Source organism: Streptomyces sp. NPDC104831 (assembly GCF_055583025.1).
The window spans coordinates 16,644-34,880 of record NZ_JBVJOT010000015.1 but is presented as its reverse complement, the minus strand read 5'-3'; the positions used below and the strand labels follow the sequence as shown (position 1 = coordinate 34,880).

Here is an 18,237-nt window from a genome sequence, read left to right as displayed (position 1 = left end):
GATCAGTTCTCCGATGCGTTCTTGAGAGTGCGGTAGGCGGCGACGAGGGCCGTGCTGGACGGGTCGAGACCGGGCACGTCGGTGCCCTCGGTGAGCGCGGGCTCGACGCGCTTGGCGAGGACCTTGCCCAGTTCCACGCCCCACTGGTCGAAGGAGTCGATGTTCCACACCGCGCCCTGGACGAACACCTTGTGTTCGTAGAGGGCGATCAGCTGGCCGAGCACGGACGGGGTCAGCTCGGTCGCCAGGATCGTGGTGGTGGGGTGGTCGCCGCGGAAGGTGCGGTGCGCCACCTGCTCCTCGGCGACGCCCTCGGCGCGGACCTCCTCGGCCGTCTTGCCGAAGGCGAGCGCCTGGGTCTGGGCGAAGAAGTTGGCCATCAGCAGGTCGTGCTGGGCCTTGAGTTCCCCGCTCAGCTCGCCGATGGGCCGGGCGAAGCCGATGAAGTCCGCCGGGATCAGCTTGGTGCCCTGGTGGATCAACTGGTAGTAGGCGTGCTGCCCGTTGGTGCCGGGCGTGCCCCAGACCACCGGCCCGGTCTGCCAGTCCACCGGGTGGCCGTCGCGCTGCACCGACTTGCCGTTGGACTCCATGTCGAGCTGCTGGAGGTAGGCGGTGAACTTCGACAGGTAGTGCGAGTACGGCAGCACCGCGTGCGACTGGGCGTCGTGGAAGTTGCCGTACCAGATGCCGAGCAGGCCCAGCAGCAGCGGCGCGTTGGCCTCGGTGGGCGCGGTGCGGAAGTGGTCGTCGACGAGCCGGAAGCCGTCGAGCATCTCCCGGAACCGGTCCGGCCCGATCGCGATCATCAGGGACAGGCCGATCGCGGAGTCGTACGAGTACCGCCCGCCGACCCAGTCCCAGAACTCGAACATGTTGTCCGTGTCGATGCCGAAGTCGGCGACCTTCCCGGCGTTCGTGGACAGCGCCACGAAGTGCTTCGCCACGGCCTTCTCGTCGCCGTCGAAGGCGTCCAGCAGCCAGGAGCGCGCCGAGGTGGCGTTCGTGATCGTCTCGATCGTCGTGAACGTCTTGGACGCGACGATGAACAGCGTCTGCGCCGGGTCCAGGTCGCGGATCGCCTCGTGCAGGTCGGCCCCGTCCACGTTCGACACGAACCGGAAGGTCAACTCGCGCGCGGTGTAGGGGCGCAGCGCCTCGTAGGCCATCGCGGGGCCGAGGTCGGAGCCGCCGATGCCGATGTTGACGACATTGCGGATCGGCCGGCCGGTGTGCCCGGTCCACTCGCCGGAGCGGACCCGGTCGGCGAAGTGGGCCATCCTGTCCAGGACGGCGTGCACCTTCGGCACCACGTTCTCGCCGTCGACCTCGATCACGGCGTCCCGGGGGGCGCGCAGCGCGGTGTGCAGCACCGCCCGGTCCTCGGTGACGTTGATCCGCTCGCCGCGGAACATGGCGTCCCGCAGCGCGAACACACCGGTGGCGGTGGCGAGTTCCTGGAGCAGGGCCAGGGTCTCGTCGGTGATCAGGTGCTTGCTGTAGTCGATGTACAGGTCGCCGACCCGTACGACGTACCGCTCGGCGCGGCCGGGGTCCGCCGCGAACAGCTCGCGCAGGTGCGGGCGGCCCTGGGCGCGGTGGTCGGCGAGCGCCGTCCACTCCGGGCGGTGGGTGAGCTTCGGGAACTCTGCCATCTCAGGCGTTCTCCTTGGGGGCCTCGCCCGTGAGGGCGATGGCGTACATCTCGTCGGCGTCGAGGCGGCGCAGCTCCTCGGCGATGAGTTCGGAGGTGGCGCGGACCTTCAGGGCGAGGGTGCGCGGCGGCTGGCCGGGCAGGGTCAGCGTGGCCAGCGGGCCCTCGGGCCGGTCCACGACGATCTCGCCGTTCGCGGTGCCGAGGCGGACGGCCGTCACGAACGGGCCGGCGCTGTGCACCCGGTCCACGGACACCTTCAGGCGGGCCTGGAGCCAGCGCGCGAGCAGCTCGGCGCTGGGGTTCTCGGCCTCCGCCTCCACGGTCGCCGACGTGATCGGCACCCGGGCCTGGTCCAGGGCGGCGGCCAGCATCGACCGCCACAGCGTCAGCCGGGTCCAGGCCAGGTCGGTGTCGCCGGGCGCGTAGCAGCGGGCGCGGGAGTCCAGGACCTCCAGCGGCCGGTCGACGGCGTACAGGTCGGTGATCCGGCGCTGGGCGAGAGCGCCCAGCGGGTCCTTGGCGGGGGCCTCGGGGGCCTCCACCGGCCACCACACGACGACCGGGGCGTCCGGCAGCAGCAGCGGCAGCACCACCGAGTCGGCGTGGTCGGACACCTCGCCGTAGGTGCGCAGCACCACCGTCTCGCCGGTGCCGGCCTCGGAGCCGACCCGCACCTCGGCGTCCAGCCGGGAGTGGGTGCGGTCGCGCAGCGTGCGGGCGTGCCGCTTGATGACGACCAGGGTCCGCGAGGGGTGTTCGCGCGAGGCGTCCTCGGCGGCCTTGATCGAGTCGTAGGCGTTCTCCTCGTCCGTGACGATGACCATCGTCAGGACCATGCCCACGGCGGGCGTCCCGATGGCGCGGCGGCCCTGCACCAACGCCTTGTTGATCTTGCTTGCCGTGGTGTCGGTCAGGTCGATCTTCATGGCCTGCGCCAGCTCCGTCCGTCTCGTGCGAGCATCTCGTCGGCTTCCCTCGGTCCCCAGCTGCCCGACGCGTACTGCGCGGGCCTGCCGTGTGCCGCCCAGTACTCCTCGATCGGGTCGAGGATCTTCCAGGACTCCTCCACTTCCTGGTGGCGCGGGAAGAGGTTGGCGTCGCCGAGCAGCACGTCCAGGATGAGCCGCTCGTACGCCTCCGGGCTCGACTCGGTGAACGACTCGCCGTAGGCGAAGTCCATCGACACGTCCCGGATCTCCATCGAGGTGCCCGGCACCTTCGACCCGAACCGGACGGTCATGCCCTCGTCGGGCTGGACCCGGATGACGATGGCGTTCTGGCCCAGCTCCTCGGTGGCGGTGGAGTCGAACGGGGAGTGCGGGGCCCGCTTGAAGACGACCGCGATCTCGGTGACCCGGCGGCCCAGCCGCTTGCCGGTGCGCAGGTAGAAGGGCACCCCGGCCCAGCGGCGGTTGTCGATGCCCAGCTTGATCGCGGCGAAGGTGTCGGTCTTCGACTTGGGGTCGATGCCGTCCTCCTCCAGATAGCCGACGACCTTCTCGCCGCCCTGCCAGCCGGCCGCGTACTGGCCGCGCACGGTGTGCCGGCCCAGGTCCTCCGGCAGCCGCACCGACTTCAGCACCTTCAGCTTCTCGGTGAGCAGCGCCTCGGCGTCGAACGCGATCGGCTCCTCCATGGCGGTGAGCGCCATCAGCTGGAGCAGGTGGTTCTGGATGACGTCGCGGGCGGCGCCGATGCCGTCGTAGTAGCCGGCCCGGCCGCCGATGCCGATGTCCTCGGCCATGGTGATCTGGACGTGGTCGACGTAGGACCGGTTCCAGATCGGCTCGTACATCTGGTTGGCGAAGCGCAGCGCCAGGATGTTCTGGACGGTCTCCTTGCCGAGGTAGTGGTCGATGCGGAACACCTGGTCCGGCTCGAACACCTCGTGCACGATCGCGTTGAGGTCGCAGGCGCTCGCCAGGTCGTGCCCGAACGGCTTCTCGATGACCGCGCGGCGCCAGGAACCCTCGGGCGGGTTCGCCAGGCCGTGCTTCTTCAGCTGCTGCACGACCTTCGGGAAGAACTTCGGCGGCACCGAGAGGTAGAAGGCGAAGTTGCCGCCGGTGCCCCGGGAGGCGTCCAGCTCGTCGACGGCGTCCTTCAGCTGCTTGAAGGCGGTGTCGTCGTCGAAGTCGCCGGGGATGAACCGCATGCCCTCGGCGAGCTGCTGCCACACCTCCTCGCGGAACGGGGTGCGGGCGTGCTCGCGCACGGAGTCGTGGACGACCTGCGCGAAGTCCTGGTCCTCCCACTCGCGGCGGGCGAACCCGACGAGGGAGAAGCCCGGCGGCAGCAGTCCGCGGTTGGCCAGGTCGTAGACCGCCGGCATCAGCTTCTTGCGGGACAGGTCGCCGGTCACCCCGAAGATGACCAGGCCCGACGGCCCGGCGATACGGGGCAGGCGGCGGTCGCGGGTGTCACGCAGCGGGTTGGCCCAGTCGGCGGCCGGGATCACCGGCACCGGCACCTGGTCGGATGCCTGGGCGGCGGGGGCGTTGTCGGTCATCGGGCGTCAGCTCCCTTGCTCTTCAGGGACGTGGCGACGGCGTCCAGCAGCTCCTGCCAGGCCGCGTCGAACTTGGCGACGCCCTCGTCCTCCAGCTGCTGGACGACCTCGTCGTAGGAGATGCCGAGCCGCTCGACGGCGGCCAGGTCGGCGCGGGCCCGGTCGTAGCCGCCGGTCACCGTGTCGCCGGTGATCTCGCCGTGGTCGGCGACGGCGTTCAGGGTGGCCTCGGGCATGGTGTTGACCGTGCCGGGCGCGACCAGCTCGTCCACGTACAGGGTGTCCTTGTACGCGGGGTCCTTCACGCCGGTGGAGGCCCACAGCGGACGCTGCCTGTTGGCGCCCGCCTCCTGGAGGGCCTGCCAGCGGGCGGAGGCGAAGACCTCCTCGTACGCCTCGTAGGCCAGGCGGGCGTTGGCGAGGGCCGCGCGGCCCTTGAGGGCCAGGGCCTCGTCGGTGCCGAGGGCGGTCAGCCGCTTGTCGATCTCGCTGTCCACGCGGGAGACGAAGAAGGAGGCCACCGAGTGGATGGTGGACAGGTCGACACCCCGCTCACGGGCCTTCTCCAGGCCGGCCAGGTAGGCGGCCATGACCTCGCGGTAGCGCTCCAGGGAGAAGATCAGGGTCACGTTGACGCTGATGCCGAGGCCGATCACCTCGGTGATCGCGGGCAGGCCGGCCCGGGTCGCGGGAATCTTGATCATCACGTTGGGGCGGTCGACCAGCCAGGCCAGCTGCCTGGCCTCGGCGACGGTGGCCCCGGTGTCGTGGGCCAGACGCGGGTCGACCTCGATGGAGACCCGGCCGTCCCGGCCGCCCGTGGCGTCGTACACGTCCCGCAGGACGTCGGCGGCGTCGCGCACGTCGGCGGTGGTCATCATGCGTACGGCCTCGTCGACCGTGACGCCGCGGACCGCGAGGTCGGCGAGCTGCTCCTCGTAGCCCTCCCCGGAGCCGATGGCGGCCTGGAAGATGGACGGGTTCGTGGTGACACCGACGGCGCTTCCGCTCGCCACCAGCTCGGCGAGGCTGCCCGAGGTGATCCGCTTGCGCGACAGGTCGTCCAGCCAGATCGACACGCCCTCGTCGGCGAGGCGCTTGAGGGCTCCCGGGGTCGCGATTGCTTCGGTCACTGTGCTCATCTTTCTACTTCTGCGTCGGTATCGGGCGCGGTGTGCGCCGTAAGGGGGCGCGCCGCGCGCCTCGACGGGAGGCGCGCGGTCGCGCGGGGATCAGGCGCGCGCGGCGGCGAGCGACTCGCGGGCCGTCGCGGCGACGTTCTCGGGGGTGAAGCCGTACTCGGCGAACAGGGTCTTCGCGTCCGCGGAGGCACCGAAGTGCTCCAGGGAGACGAGGCGGCCGGCGTCGCCGACGTAGCGGTACCAGGTCAGGCCGATCCCGGCCTCCACGGCGACGCGGGCCTTCACGGCGGGCGGCAGCACCCGCTCGCGGTACTCGCGCGGCTGCTCCTCGAACCACTCCACGGACGGCATCGACACCACCCGGGTGCCGGTCCCCTCGGCCTCCAGCAGCTCGCGCGCGGCCACGGCCAGGTGCACCTCGGAGCCCGTCGCGATGATGATCACCTCCGGGACCTCCGTCGAGGACTCGCGCAGGACGTAGCCGCCCTTGGCCGCGTCCTCGTTCGGCGCGTACACCGGCACGCCCTGGCGGGTCAGCGCGAGCCCGTGCGGGGCGGGGTGCGTGGCGTGCCTCTTCAGGATCTCGGCCCAGGCGATCGCGGTCTCGTTGGCGTCGGCCGGGCGGACGACGTTCAGCCCGGGGATGGCGCGCAGCGAGGCCAGGTGCTCGACCGGCTGGTGGGTGGGGCCGTCCTCGCCGAGGCCGATGGAGTCGTGCGTCCACACGTACGTCACCGGCAGCTGCATCAGGGCCGACATCCGCACGGCGTTGCGCATGTAGTCGGAGAAGACGAGGAAGGTGCCGCCGTAGATCCGGGTGTTGCCGTGCAGGGCGATGCCGTTCATCTCCGCGGCCATGGAGAACTCGCGGATGCCGAAGTGCACGGTACGGCCGTACGGGTCGGCCTCGGGCAGCGGGTTGCCCGCCGGCAGGAAGGAGCTGGTCTTGTCGATGGTGGTGTTGTTGGAGCCGGCCAGGTCGGCGGAGCCGCCCCACAGCTCGGGGACCACGGGGCCGAGGGCCTGGAGCACCTTGCCGGAGGCGGCACGGGTGGCGACCGCCTTGCCCTCCTCGAAGACGGGCAGGGCGTCCTCCCAGCCCGCGGGCAGCTCGCCCTTGCTCACCCGGTCGAACAGCTCGGCCCGCTCGGGCCGGGCGGTACGCCACTCGGCGATCCGCTTGTCCCAGGCGGCGTGCGCCTCGGCGCCCCGGTCCAGGGCCCGGCGGGTGTGCTTCAGCACCTCGTCGGCCACCTCGAAGGTCTGCTCCGCGTCGAAGCCCAGCAGGCGCTTGGTGGCGGCGATCTCCTCCTCGCCGAGGGCGGAGCCGTGGGAGGCCTCGGTGTTCCGCGCGTTCGGGGCGGGCCAGGCGATGATCGTGCGCATCGCGATGATCGAGGGCCGCCCGGTCTCGGCCTGCGCGGCCTTGAGCGCCCGGTACAGGGCGGGGGCGTCGATGTCGCCCTCGGCGGTCGGCTCGATCCGCTGGGTGTGCCAGCCGTATGCCTCGTACCGCTTCAGCACGTCCTCGGAGAAGGCGGTCGCGGTGTCGCCCTCGATGGAGATGTGGTTGTCGTCGTAGAGGAAGACCAGGTTGCCGAGCTTCTGGTGGCCGGCCAGCGAGGACGCCTCGGCGGAGACGCCCTCCTGGAGGTCGCCGTCGGAGACGATCGCCCAGATGGTGTGGTCGAAGGGGGAGGTGCCGGCCGGCGCCTCCGGGTCGAACAGGCCGCGCTCGTAGCGGGCCGCCATCGCCATGCCCACGGCGTTGGCCACGCCCTGGCCGAGCGGGCCGGTGGTGGTCTCCACCCCGGCGGTGTGGCCGTACTCCGGGTGGCCCGGCGTCTTCGAGCCGTGCGTGCGGAACGCCTTCAGGTCGTCCAGCTCCAGCTCGTACCCGGCGAGGTAGAGCTGGGTGTAGAGGGTCAGCGAGGTGTGGCCGGGGGAGAGGACGAAGCGGTCACGGCCGGTCCACTCGGGGTCCGCCGGGTCGTGCCGCATCACCTTCTGAAAGATCGTGTACGCGGCAGGTGCCAGGCTCATCGCGGTGCCGGGGTGCCCGTTGCCCACCTTCTGCACCGCGTCGGCCGCCAGAAGCCGCGCCGTGTCCACGGCACGCCGGTCGAGGTCGGTCCACTCGAAGCCGTCGGAAGTCTGCGTCGTCATCTTCAAGAAGTCCTCGTTGAGTGCGGGATGGCTGGCCTGACGTGTTCAAACTTAAAAGTCTGACTTTTTCGGGGAAAGGTCGGGGTGTGTCAGCCTGTGGTGAATCTGGGACAGTGATCGCACCACAGGAACGGTACGAAGAGGACATGGCGGGCATGATGGGCCAGACGGGCGACGACCGGACCGGCGGCGACGGGATCAGAACCTTCCCCTTCCCGGCCGAGTTGGCCGTCGGTGGCGTCGGCATGCAGGTCGGCCCCATGGGCACCGACCGCACCTGGCATGCCGAGGCCCCCCTTCATCGCGTCCACCGCATCGACTTCCACGTGGTCATGCTCTTCACCGGCGGCCCCGTACGGCACATGATCGACTTCGCCGAGTACGAGGCCGGCGCCGGCGACCTGCTGTGGATCCGCCCCGGACAGGTCCACCGCTTCTCCCGGGAGTCCGGGTACCGCGGAACCGTCCTGACCATGCAACCCGGCTTCCTGCCCCGCTCCACCGTCGAGGCGACGGGCCTGTACCGCTACGACCTGCCGCCGCTGCTGCACCCCGGCCCGGCGCAGCTCACCGCGCTCCAGGCCGCCCTCGACCAGCTCCGCCGGGAGTACGAGGACACCGCCACGCTCCCGCTCAGTCTGCACACGGCCGTCCTGCGGCACGCGCTGACCGCGTTCCTGCTGCGCCTCGCCCATCTCGCCGCCAGCTCCGCCGAGACCTCCCCGCAGCACGCCGACAGCACCTTCACCCGCTTCCGGGCCGCCGTCGAGCAGGGCTTCGCCACCAACCACAGCGTCAGCGCCTACGCCGACGCGCTCGGTTACTCCCGGCGCACCCTGGTGCGCGCCGTCCGCGCCGCCACCGGCGAGACCCCCAAGGGCTTCATCGACAAGCGGGTCGTCCTGGAGGCCAAGCGCCTCCTCGCCCACACGGAGATGCCGATCGGCCGCGTGGGGGTGGCCGTGGGCTTTCCCGACGCGGCCAACTTCTCCAAGTTCTTCCAGCTGCACACCGGTCAGACGCCGGTGGCCTTCCGGGCGGACCTGCGCTGAGGCCGGGCGCGGGTGCGCGTTCGCGGCGGGGTGCGTTTCCGGCCAACCGCCCTACCGTCTATTGACTGTTGATTGACCATCTCTTTACCTTCGGTGGCGAGGGGCGAGCGTCAGCGCCCCGGGTCGTCCGTGCATGCAGAAACGTTAAATCTCGTACGTTCCGGAGGTTTCCCATGGACCAGCTCATCCAGCGCATGACCGAGGAATCCGTCTGGCGGCGGTGGGTCGCCGTCAACTCCGCCGAGGGGGCGAAGGACGGCTGCATCAGCGCCGCGCCCAAGAGCGGCTGCATCAGCGTCACGGCGAAGAGCGGCTGTATCTCCCGCTGACGCCCGGGTCGCTCCGCCGACCCCGGTCCGGCGGCGCGGCCTTCACCGCGCCGGCAGGCCACCGCCTTCGCCGCCGACACCGCCCCGGAGAGCCCGTGAACCACATGCCGAGCGCCGAAGTCCTGGAGCAGGTGCGTGACATCCCGATCTACCGCGCCTCCGTCGAGCGGGGCCACTTCCCGATCCTGGAGAAGCCGGAGATCGCCCGGGGCTTCCCCGACAACTGGATGACCGAGCGACTGGCCCGCGCGCTGGAGACGGGGGAGGCCGAATTCGTGCTGTCCACGGGCACCAACCACGCCCGTATGCAGCTCATCCGGCCGCCCCTGTTCCTGCTCCGCTCCTACTACCGCCTCTGGCGCGAGCACCCCGAACTCGGCGCCTCGTGGCACGAGGGGGCCCGGCGGGTCTCGCTGACCACCGTGCTGGCCACCGAGCACGTCGCCCGCGTCAACGCCCGCAGGCCCGGCGCGACCCCCGGTGAACGCTGGCTCGACGACCGCACGCTGTACCTCAACCGCCGCCTGGACCCGGCCGACTGGGACCGCGAGGACGTCGAGCGCATGCTCGGCGAGATCCGGGACGTGGCCCGGGCCCACCCCGACGGCGCCTACCTCCTGGACTGCTCCGGCTACCACCTGGCCCACCTCGTGCGCGCGGTCCGCGCCAGGGGCCTGTGGGACGGCTTCCCCCGCCCGGCGGGCATCGTGCACGCCTACGAGTACACCCCGCTGAACGTCCGGGCCTACCTGCGGTCCCACTTCGACTGCCCGGTGGTCGACCTCTTCGGCAGCACCGAACTCGGCTACCTCTTCCACAGCGACGCCGAGGGCGGCTACCGGCCCTGCCTGACGGACATGAGCGTGGAGCTGATCCCGGTGGCCCCGGGCAGCGGCATCCACAGCCTCATCGTCACCAGCGTCCGCAACCCGTACATGCCGCTGGTGCGCTACCGCTCCGGCGACTGCGTCCGCACCCGCGACGGCAGCGCCGACCCGGAGCGGATCGTGTCCTTCTGCGGACGGGAGAAGGAACTCCTGCCCACCCCCGAAGGCCCCGTCGCCCAGGCCGACCTGGACGGCCGCATCGCCGAGGTCAGCGAACGCGTCTTCCTCCACCGACTGCGCCCGGCCGGCGAGGACGCGTGCCGGCTGGCGTACACCACCTTCGACGGCGTACCGCTCACCCCCGACGAGACCGCCCGGCTCGCCGCGTCCGTCGCCGCCCTCACCGGGCGCTCCTGCCGGGTCGAGCACCGCGCCCGCATCCCGATCGGGCGCTCCGGCAAGTACCCCTGGCTGACCCCGCCCGACCCGTCCTGACCCGCGGCCCGCGGCTGCCCCCCCGCCCGGGGTGCGGGCGCACCCGCCCGGCCCCCGCCACGACCCCCGACAGGATTCCCATGCCCACGCCCGCAGCGCCCGCCCCCTCCGGCACCGCCGCCCGACCGGCTCCCACCGCGGAGGAACTGCTCGGCCCCGCCCTGCACGACGAAGTGGTCCGGCACTTCCTGGCCGGGCCCCACAGCCCCTCCGAAACCGTCGTACGGCACCAGGTCCGTGAGTGCCTGCGCTACCTGTACCTGGTCTCCCGCCACCCCGGCCGGCTCGGTGGCCTCTTCCTCCCCGTCGAGCAGCACGTCGACGAGATCTGGCACTACCTCATCCTGCAGACCCGCGAGTACCGGGAACTGTGCGAACAGCGGCTGCCCGGCGGCCGGTTCATTCACCACCGGAGCATCTCCTACGGTGCCTACCAGGAGGCTCCCGGCCGGGCCACGGCCGCCGAGGAGGCACTGCGCTGGATCCCCCTGTACACGGCCGCGTTCGGCCCCTTCGACGAGGACGCCGTGCCGCACTGGACGATCGTACGGTTCCTGCGCGACGAACTCGGCCTGTCCCCGGCGGAGATCGCGGCGCTGGCCGACGGCGAGCGGACGTCCGGCCCGCCCGCGGCGGCGGACCCGGACCCGGTGCGGACGGGCGCGTGACCGGGACGGTACCGCTCGGCGCCGGGCCGGTTCCCTCCCGGGCGGCGGGCCGCGCGCTGACGGTGCTCGTCGTCTCGCAGGTGCTCGGCGGTGCCGGCATGGCGGCCGGCATCACGGTCGGCGCCCTGCTCGCCCGGGACCTGTTCGATTCGACGAGCCTGTCGGGGCTGCCGGTCGCGCTGTTCACCACGGGCGCGGCCCTCGGAGCCGCGGCCCTCGGACGGGTCTGCCAGCGTCGGGGCCGCCGCGCCGGACTGGCGCTCGGCAACGGCCTGGCCGCCGCCGGCAGCGCGGGGGTGGTCGCGGGCGCCGCGGCCCACCGGCCGGCCCTGCTGCTGGCCGCGCTCTTCGTGTACGGGGCGGGCACGGCCACGGGGCTGCTCGCGCGCTACGCGGGCGCCGAGCTGGCCCCGCCCGAACGGCGCGGCCGTGCCACCGGCACCGTGCTGTTCGCCATGACCCTGGGCGCGGTCGCGGGCCCCAACCTCGTCGGCCCCACCGGCGCGCTCGCCCACGCCTGGGGCATCCCGCGACTGGCCGGACCGTTCCTGCTGGCGACGGCCGCCTACACCGCGGCGGCCCTCGTGCTGTCGGCGTGGCCGCGCCCCCTGGCGCCGCCCCCGGCCGCGGACGGCCCCGGCGCGGGAGCCGCGCCGGGTGCCGGGCCGCACCGGACGGCGCGCGGGGTCTCCGGCGTCGTGACCGGTGCCACCGTGATGATCACCGCGCAGCTGGTGATGATCGCCGTGATGACCATGACGCCCGTGCACCTGACCGGCCACGGCCACGGAACGCAGAGCGCCGGTCTCGTCATCGCCCTGCACGTGGGCGCGATGTTCCTGCCGTCGCCGCTCAGCGGCCTGCTCGCGGACCGGGCCGGCGGCCGGCCCGTGGCGGCGGCGTCCGGTGCCGTCCTGCTGCTCGCCGGACTGCTGGCGGGCCTCGCCCCGCCCGCCTCCGTCGCCCTGTCGGCGTGCGCGCTCGTCCTCCTCGGCATCGGCTGGAACCTGGCCCTCGTCGGCGGGACCGCCCTGCTCACCCGGGCCGCCCCCGCCGAGACCCGCGCCACGGTGCAGGGCCTGGCCGACGTCGGCATGTCCGTGGCGGGTGCGACGGGCGGCATGGTGTCGGGCCTGGTGGTGAGCGGCAGCGGCTATCCGTTTCTGGCGGTGGCGGCGGGAGTCCTCGCCCTCGCGGTGATCCCCGCGGTGGCCCTGCGCAGCGCACCGCCCCGGTCGGCATGGTGACTTCGGCGGGCACGCCTCATGAGCCGCGCCTCGGCCCGGCCCCCGCGCGGCCGGCCGCCGGCCCCAGGGGTGCCGTGTCCCCACCTCGAAGAGCCCTGCGACCGCGGGCCGTGCGACTCGCTCACGCGTCGGGCGGCCGGGCGTCCCGACCGTCCAGAGCCACAGCGGCACACCGTGCACGGTTTTGCCCCTTCCGGCGCCACGGACCGGTCGCCTCGTCCGAGTCTGCGGGATGCGGCAACGGCCGGCCTCCCGGCACGGCGCGTCCGGCGCGCGGGCCACGGGCGGGATGCGCCGCGCACCGGTTCCGGACGGCGCCCCCGGGGTGACGGCGGATCGTCCGAACGGCGGGTGCCGGGTGATGAGGGATCCGTCCGGCCGATTTCTCGTGCCATCCGCCACTACGGCGGCCGGGCCTCGGCGGTGAAGACTCTCTGCCGTGGCCGCGGCCCGGCGGGCCCTCGCCCCCGGAGCCGGTCCTTCGCGCCCGGAACCGGGGCGGCCGCACACCGGACGGAGCACTGGAGGGGGACGCACATGAGCGTGCAGCAGTACGACGAGATCGGCGAGGCCTTCGAGGGGTTCAAGTCCTTGCCGCTCATACGGTACGGAGAGGTGCCGAGCTTCCTCGGCATGGTCGGGGACGTGCGCGGCAAGTCGGTGCTCGACGTGGCGTGCGGCACCGGGTTCTACAGCAGGGAGTTCAAACGGCGTGGCGCCGCCGACGTCCTCGGTGTCGACATCTCCGCCGAGATGATCGCCGCCGCGCGGGGGATCGAGCGGCGGGAACCGCTGGGCGTGCGCTACGAGGTCGGCGACGTGGCCGGACTGCGGCCCCTCGGGCGGCGCTTCGACCTCGCGGTGGCAGTGCAGTGCCTCAATTACGCCGAGGACATCGCGGGGCTGGAGCGGATGTGCCGCACCATCCACCGCGGCCTGGTGCCGGGGGGAGGGCTCTTCGTGTTCGCCCAGCGGCCCGACTACCGGTTCGACTGCGCGTCCCTGGAGGCGTACGGGTTCCGCTGCGAGCCGACCGGCGAGGAGGCCGAGGCGGGTCCGCGGGTGCGGGTCACGGCTCTCCTCGAACCCCGGCCGATCAGCATCGTCAGCACGGTCCCGCGCCGCGAGGTGTACGAGGAGTGTCTGCGGGCGGCCGGGTTCGGCGCGCTGGAGTGGGTTCCGCTGAGCGTGTCCGAAGCCGGCCTGCGCGAGTTCGGCGAGGACTTCTGGGCGGACCTCCTCGCCTCCCCGCCGCTGGAGATGCTGCGCTGCCGCGCCTGACCGGCGGCGGCCGGGGCGGTCTCGCCGCCCAGGCGCGGCACGGGGCCCCTGCCCGCCGGCCGCTCGGCGCACAGGGCCGGCCCGGGACCGGGACGGCCGGGCCGCGCGTCCGGCCGGGAGCCGCCCAGGCGGCCGTTCCCGGCCGGACGGCACCGTCCCGGGGACCCCGGTGGCCGAGCCGCGCGGCTCCCGTCTGCTACCAAGGGTGCGGCAGACAAGCAGGGTGCGGGCGGGAAGGAAGGTGCCGGCGTGAGGCTGACGATTCTGGGTGGGGGCGGGTTCCGGGTGCCGCTGGTGTACGGCGCGCTGCTGGCCGACCACGCCGAGGGGCGGGTCACCGAGGTGGTGCTGCACGATCTGGACGCGCCCCGGCTGCGCGCGGTGTCCCGGGTGCTGGCGGAGCAGGCCGAGGGCATCCCCGACGCGCCCGGGGTGTCCGCCACCACCGACCTGGACGAGGCCCTGCGCGGCGCCGACTTCGTCTTCTCCGCGATCCGCGTCGGCGGGCTTGCGGGGCGGGCCGAGGACGAGCGGATCGCGCTCGCGGCGGGCGTGCTGGGCCAGGAGACCGTGGGCGCGGGCGGGATCGCCTACGGACTGCGCACGGTTCCCGTCGCCGTGGACATCGCCCGGCGGGTGGCCCGGCTCGCCCCGGACGCCTGGGTCATCAACTTCACCAACCCGGCCGGCCTGGTCACCGAGGCCATGACCCGCCACCTCGGCGACCGCGTCATCGGCATCTGCGACTCCCCGGTGGGCCTCGGCCGCCGCATCGCCCGGGTCCTCGGCGCCGACCCGGAGCGGGCCTTCGTCGACTACGTCGGCCTCAACCACCTCGGCTGGGTGCGCGGCCTGCGCGTCGCCGGGCGCGACGAACTGCCCCGGCTGCTCGGCGATCCCGCCCTGCTCGGCTCCTTCGAGGAAGGGCGGCTGTTCGGCGCCGACTGGCTGCGCTCGCTCGGCGCCGTCCCCAACGAGTACCTGCACTACTACTACTTCAACCGGGAGACCGTCCGCGCCTACCAGGAGGCCGAGCGGACCCGCGGCGCCTTCCTGCGCGACCAGCAGGCCCGCTTCTACGCCGAGGCGGCCCGCCCCGGCGGCTCCGCCCTGCGCGCCTGGGACCGCACCCGCGCCGAGCGCGAGGCGACCTACATGGCGGAGAACCGGGAGAGCGCCGGCGCCGGCGAACGGGAGGAGGACGACCTGTCCGGCGGCTACGAGAAGGTCGCGCTCGCCCTGATGCGGGCCATCGCCCGGGACGAGCGCACCACCCTCGTCCTCAACGTCCGCAACCGCTCGACCCTCCACGTGCTCGACGCGGACGCCGTCGTCGAGGTCCCGTGCCTGGTGGACGCCGACGGCGCGCACCCCCTGGCCGCCGACCCGCTGCCCGGCCACGCCACCGGACTGGTCTGCGCGGTCAAGGACGTCGAGCGGCAGGTGCTGTCCGCGGCGGAGTCGGGCTCCCGCGGGACCGCGGTCAAGGCGTTCGCCCTGCACCCGCTGGTGGACTCCGTGACCGTCGCCCGCCGGCTGGTGGACGAGTACACCGCCGCGCACCCCGGGCTGGGGTATCTGCGGTAGCGGAGCCGGCGGGCCTGCCCCGCGGGTGCCGGCGGTCCTGCTCCGTGAGGGGGCCGGTGCTCCTCCCCCTTACGGGCCGCCCCGCCGCCCGGTGCGGCTCCCGCGCGAAGAGACACGGCGTGCGCCGCGACGCGGTGCGCCGGCGCCCGGAGCGCGGTATCAGGGGCACGGCGGACGCGCGCCGCGCCGCCGCGCCCGTACCGCGCGACAACCGGCCGGGAGGAGCCGGGCGCCGTCGTGAGGCCACCGCCTAGAGCGGCAGCACCTCACCCGCCGAGGCCGTCCGCGCGGGCGCCGGCACCGCCGGGAGCAGCGGCTCGGCCGGCTCCACCCGCTGCCGGGACAGCCCGGCGGGCATCAGGGGGCGCGGTCCCGCCACCACCGTGTAGTCCTGCCCGAGGAACGGCGGCTCGATCACCCCGGGGTCCTCGCCCAGCGCCAGCCGCACGGCCGCCCAGGGCGCGTTCACCCCGCAGAGCGACAGCTGATGCAGCCCTCCGGCGGGCCTGGTGTTGACGTCCAGCAGCACGGGACGGTCGCCGAGCATCCGGAACTGGATGTTGGACAGATGGTGCAGCCCGAAGCCCTCGGCGATCAGCCGGGCCGGGGCCAGCCACCGCTCGTCCAGGGTGAAGCCCCGGCGGCGGCCGTTCTTGGTGCGCCCGATCGCGAGCCGTACCCGGTTGTCCGGCCCGGTCAGGCAGTCCACGGACACCTCGGGCTGCCCCAGGCGGGGCATCACCAGCCAGTCCACCGGCTCCCCGGCCCGCCGCAGCGCGTCCACGACCAGGTCCAGCTGGACGTCCGGCCCCGGGAAGCCGCCGAGCTGCGGCAGCGACACGGGGGACCGGGTGATCACCCGGAAGCCCGTCCCGCCGGCGCCGGCGGCCGGCTTGAAGCACGCCCGGTGCCCGGCCGCCTCCAGCTCCTCCACCGCCGCGAGCAGGTCGTCCGCCGTCCGGACCCGCCACCACGGCGGCACCGGGACGCCCACCGAGCGCACCGCCTCGTACGCCGTCGCCTTGTCCGCGAACACGGCGACCGCCTCGGGCGTCGGCGCCAGCAGCGCCGTGCCGGCCGCCGCGAACTCGGCCCGGTGCGCCACGACGGCTGCCTGGTGCAGCCGGGGCACGAACACGTCGATGCCGCGCCGGACGCACTGGTCGAGGGCGTACTCGGCGTACGCGGCCGGGGACAGGCCCTCCGGCTCCAGCTCGGCGGTGTCGGCGGCGGCCAGCACGGGGGAGTCCGGGTCACCGTGCGTGGCGTGGATCTCGACCGCGCGGTCGCCGGGATTTCTCCGCAGCTGCTCCATGAAGAACACGTTCTCCGCGTACGTGCGGTTGAGCCAGACGCGTACGCGAGAGAGCATGCAGGCCGCCTTTCGGGTGTGCGGGCAAGGCGGAGCGGCCCGTGCCCGGGCAGGTGGGTGAAAGGGTCACCAAACGGCCCTGTGCGAAAGGGGATCGGGGGCGCCGGTGTCGGGGCGATCATACGGCCAACCGGCACCCCCTCGTGCAACGCGCGTGTTAAGGACGCACCCCGTGCGTCAGGGGTTCTTGGCGGCCACCGGGGCGGGCGCGGCGACCGGTTCCCCGGCGGCCTCCGGGGAACCCGCGACGGGAACGCCGGCGGCCTGGGCTCGGGGCAGCCGCAGCGCGATCAGCAGGCCGAGGGCCATGCCGGCCGCCGTGAGCAGGACGACCAGGAACTCCCCGTCCGCGGTGGCGGCCCGCAGCGCCTCACCGGTCTTGCCGCCGGTCCCGGCGTCGGCGAGCGCGGTGAGCACGGCCAGACCGATCGCGTTGCCCAGGTTGAGGGTGGTGGAGGCCATGCCGTTGGCAATGCCCTGCTCCTCGGGCGCGATCTTGGTGGCGGCGGCGATCCACATCGCCGTCCACACGATGCCCTGGCCCACCCCGGAGACGATCAGGCCGGGCACCGCGATGCCGTAGCCGGCGTCCGCGTCGAACCCGAGGGAGAGGACCGCGGTGCCCACGGCGCCCACCAGGAAGCCCGCGATCAGCGTGGTGCGGGCGCCCAGCCGGGTGGTCATGCGCTCGCCGAGCTGGGTGCCGGCGGCGATGGCGACGGAGGGCACGAGGAACGCGAGCCCCGTCTCCAGGGCGCTGAAGCCGTGCACCGACTGCAGCAGCACGGTGAGGAAGTAGGGCAGGGTGCCGAACGTGGCCATGTACAGGAACGTCACCGTGATGGCCACGCTCAGGCTGCGGTTGCGGAACAGCCGGAACGGCATCAGCGGGTCGGCGCTGCGGGACTCGATCGCGGCGAACGCGGCGAGGCAGACGAAGGCGGCTACGGCCGCGCCGATGACCGCCGGGGAGGCCCAGCCCCACTCCGGGCCCTCCACCAGGGCGAAGACGAGCAGGGTGGCGCCGGCGGTGACGGTCAGGGCGCCGGGCAGGTCGAACCGGCGGCCCGCGGAGCCCGCCGGGTCGCGCGGGATGACGAACACGGCGGCCAGGGCGACGAGCCCGGCCAGCGGCACGTTGACGAAGAACACGGCGGGCCAGCCGAAGGCCTCGGTGAGCAGACCGCCGAGCAGCGCGCCGACGGTCAGGCCGCTGGCCCCGGCCCCGCCCCACACGGCGAGCGCCCGGTTCCGCCTGGGGCCCTCCTCGAACAGGGTGTTGATCAGCGACAGGGTGGACGGCAGCAGCAGCGCGCCGCCGATGCCCTGCACCGCCCGCGCCGCGACGATGATCTCCGGGCTGCCCGCCAGTCCGCCGGCCAGCGAGGAGACGGCGTACACGGAGAGGGCGAGCACGAAGATCCGGCGCCGGCCGAGCAGGTCGGCGGCCCGGCCGCCGAGCAGCAGGAAGCCGCCGGCGAACACGACGTAGGCGCTGACGACCAGTTGCTGGGTCTGGCCGGGGAAGTCCAGATCGGCGCCGATGTCGGGCAGGGCGACGAACACGATGTTCAGGTCGAGGGAGAAGATCAGCTGCGCGAGCGCCAGCAGCGCCAGGCTCCAGCCCGGCCGGGCCCGGCCGGTGCCGGCCGGCTGCGTGTGCGGCCTGGGGGAGGGGGACATGGTCGGCCCTTCGGGTCATGGGCAGCGGCCCAGCTCATACGACAGTTCGCATAGTTGCGTACGATCGAACTTTCCCTCAATGAGGCCATCGGAATCCGGCCATGCCGACGACGGTGGGCGGACTGGAGCATTCCGGCGCACGATCTGAACGAGCGCCTGGCCGGACGGTCGCGCTACGGTGGAGCGGCGATCCCTCGCGACCCGGACCCCCGACGGAATCCG

The 18,237-nt window shown here is 73.3% G+C and carries 14 protein-coding genes; 7 read left to right on the top strand and 7 right to left on the bottom strand.

What is annotated here, in order from left to right; translation table 11 throughout:
- Positions 1–2 precede the first annotated feature (2 nt).
- The 5 genes from pgi to tkt form a co-directional block, all read right to left on the bottom strand.
- Complete coding sequence (gene pgi, locus ACZ63H_RS13050) at positions 3–1,655, bottom strand: glucose-6-phosphate isomerase (RefSeq protein ID WP_469864293.1); 1,653 nt, start codon at positions 1,653–1,655, stop codon at positions 3–5.
- Position 1,656: 1 nt separating this feature from the next.
- Positions 1,657–2,583, bottom strand: coding sequence for a glucose-6-phosphate dehydrogenase assembly protein OpcA (opcA, locus tag ACZ63H_RS13045; protein ID WP_469864291.1), 927 nt, complete (start codon positions 2,581–2,583; stop codon positions 1,657–1,659).
- Entirely contained in the window at positions 2,580–4,166 is a 1,587-nt protein-coding gene (gene zwf / locus ACZ63H_RS13040) for a glucose-6-phosphate dehydrogenase (RefSeq protein ID WP_469864289.1), read from the bottom strand. Before zwf ends, opcA begins: the two co-directional genes overlap by 4 nt.
- Entirely contained in the window at positions 4,163–5,308 is a 1,146-nt protein-coding gene (gene tal, locus ACZ63H_RS13035; protein ID WP_469864287.1) for a transaldolase, read from the bottom strand. The genes zwf and tal overlap by 4 nt, the downstream gene beginning before the upstream one ends.
- A 90-nt stretch (positions 5,309–5,398) precedes the next feature.
- A complete protein-coding gene (tkt, locus tag ACZ63H_RS13030; protein WP_469864285.1) occupies positions 5,399–7,474 on the bottom strand; it encodes a transketolase in 2,076 nt (691 codons plus the stop codon).
- Between the two features lie 146 nt (positions 7,475–7,620).
- On the opposite strand from tkt, the gene ACZ63H_RS13025 reads away from it, so the two are divergent.
- The 7 genes from ACZ63H_RS13025 to ACZ63H_RS12995 all read left to right on the top strand — a co-directional run bounded on the left by ACZ63H_RS13025 (position 7,621) and on the right by ACZ63H_RS12995 (position 14,960).
- Entirely contained in the window at positions 7,621–8,526 is a 906-nt protein-coding gene (locus tag ACZ63H_RS13025) for a helix-turn-helix domain-containing protein (RefSeq protein ID WP_469864440.1), read from the top strand.
- Between the two features lie 173 nt (positions 8,527–8,699).
- Positions 8,700–8,855, top strand: a complete 156-nt coding sequence (locus ACZ63H_RS13020; protein WP_469864283.1) for a hypothetical protein — start codon at positions 8,700–8,702, stop codon at positions 8,853–8,855.
- A gap of 104 nt (positions 8,856–8,959) precedes the next feature.
- Positions 8,960–10,177, top strand: coding sequence for a hypothetical protein (locus ACZ63H_RS13015; protein WP_469864438.1), 1,218 nt, complete (start codon positions 8,960–8,962; stop codon positions 10,175–10,177).
- Between the two features lie 80 nt (positions 10,178–10,257).
- On the top strand, positions 10,258–10,845 hold the full coding sequence (locus tag ACZ63H_RS13010; RefSeq protein WP_469864281.1) for a glycine-rich domain-containing protein: 588 nt from the start codon (positions 10,258–10,260) through the stop codon (positions 10,843–10,845).
- On the top strand, positions 10,842–12,092 hold the full coding sequence (locus tag ACZ63H_RS13005) for an MFS transporter (RefSeq protein WP_469864279.1): 1,251 nt from the start codon (positions 10,842–10,844) through the stop codon (positions 12,090–12,092). Before ACZ63H_RS13010 ends, ACZ63H_RS13005 begins: the two co-directional genes overlap by 4 nt.
- A gap of 537 nt (positions 12,093–12,629) precedes the next feature.
- Entirely contained in the window at positions 12,630–13,373 is a 744-nt protein-coding gene (locus ACZ63H_RS13000; RefSeq protein ID WP_469864277.1) for a class I SAM-dependent methyltransferase, read from the top strand.
- 249 nt (positions 13,374–13,622) lie between these two features.
- On the top strand, positions 13,623–14,960 hold the full coding sequence (locus tag ACZ63H_RS12995) for a 6-phospho-beta-glucosidase (RefSeq protein WP_469864275.1): 1,338 nt from the start codon (positions 13,623–13,625) through the stop codon (positions 14,958–14,960).
- 250 nt (positions 14,961–15,210) lie between these two features.
- On the opposite strand, the gene ACZ63H_RS12990 is transcribed toward ACZ63H_RS12995, so the two are convergent.
- Together ACZ63H_RS12990 and ACZ63H_RS12985 are read right to left on the bottom strand one after the other, a co-directional pair.
- Positions 15,211–16,332 carry an ATP-grasp domain-containing protein gene (locus ACZ63H_RS12990; protein ID WP_469864273.1) on the bottom strand — a complete coding sequence of 374 codons (1,122 nt, stop codon included), beginning with the start codon at positions 16,330–16,332 and terminating at the stop codon, positions 15,211–15,213.
- A 177-nt stretch (positions 16,333–16,509) separates the two neighbouring features.
- The gene (locus tag ACZ63H_RS12985) at positions 16,510–18,015 is read right to left on the bottom strand and encodes an MFS transporter (RefSeq protein ID WP_469864271.1); all 1,506 of its coding nucleotides are present in this window, start codon (positions 18,013–18,015) and stop codon (positions 16,510–16,512) included.
- Positions 18,016–18,237 lie beyond the last annotated feature (222 nt).